Source organism: Psychrobacter sp. 1U2 (assembly GCF_051847575.1).
Map to the genome: position 1 here is coordinate 1 of NZ_JBPYDC010001012.1, position 741 is coordinate 741.

The following is a 741-nucleotide window of genomic DNA, read 5'->3' on the forward strand; positions in this document are numbered from 1 at the left end:
ACTGGATGTAGGCCGACCGTTTTTAAAAGGACAATGTCGCGTGCAAATGAGCTTTCAAGTGCAGGGTCAGTCATCGCATTACCACCGTATTTGACCACGATAAGCTTACCGACAAAGCGTTGAATATAAGGTAGTGCCGTGGTCAGCACCTCAGCAGTGTTTTTGGCATCATCTAAATTAAGCGACATCAGGCCCTCCTAAAATACGGTAATAAAGTGCAAGTTGTTTATGCACTTTTAGCTTATTATTGTGCCAGTAGTGGCAAAAGTATTGTATTAAACGCTATTTCTCAAGTAACGTTATTATTAAAAATAAAGCACTTATGTCTATTGAGTTTTACTCAGCAGAGATAGCCGCAATTTGCTCAGCCAACTGCGTATCAAAAGCTTGACATAAGGCGATAAAACGCGTTTGCACCTCTGTCATAGCAGCCAAATCATCTCCTGCAAAACGTACCGTAAGACTATGACTAGTGTTTGATTGACGCAATACGCCAAAACCATGCGCAAAATCTAGACGTACGCCGTCGATACGAGACAAAAGCGTACCCTTTGGCAACAGCTGCTCAGCCTGGGCTGGCGTTATGTGTTGCACGCTATCAAAACAATGACAAGGTGGCAACGCGACGTCATGAGTATCCTCAACCAAATGCTGTAAATAATGACAAAGGACTGCCAAATGATGCACAATTGAACAGGTAGTAGTAGCACTCTTAGGCAAGGGCAGGTAGTTGTCAGCGGT

The 741-nt window shown here is 43.6% G+C and carries 2 pseudogenes; both read right to left on the bottom strand.

What is annotated here, in order from left to right:
* A pseudogene (locus ACS8FD_RS20085) lies at nucleotides 1–188 on the bottom strand (acetylglutamate kinase); the annotation flags it as partial.
* A gap of 148 nt (nucleotides 189–336) precedes the next feature.
* Nucleotides 337–741: pseudogene (locus tag ACS8FD_RS20090) on the bottom strand (phosphomannomutase); the annotation flags it as partial.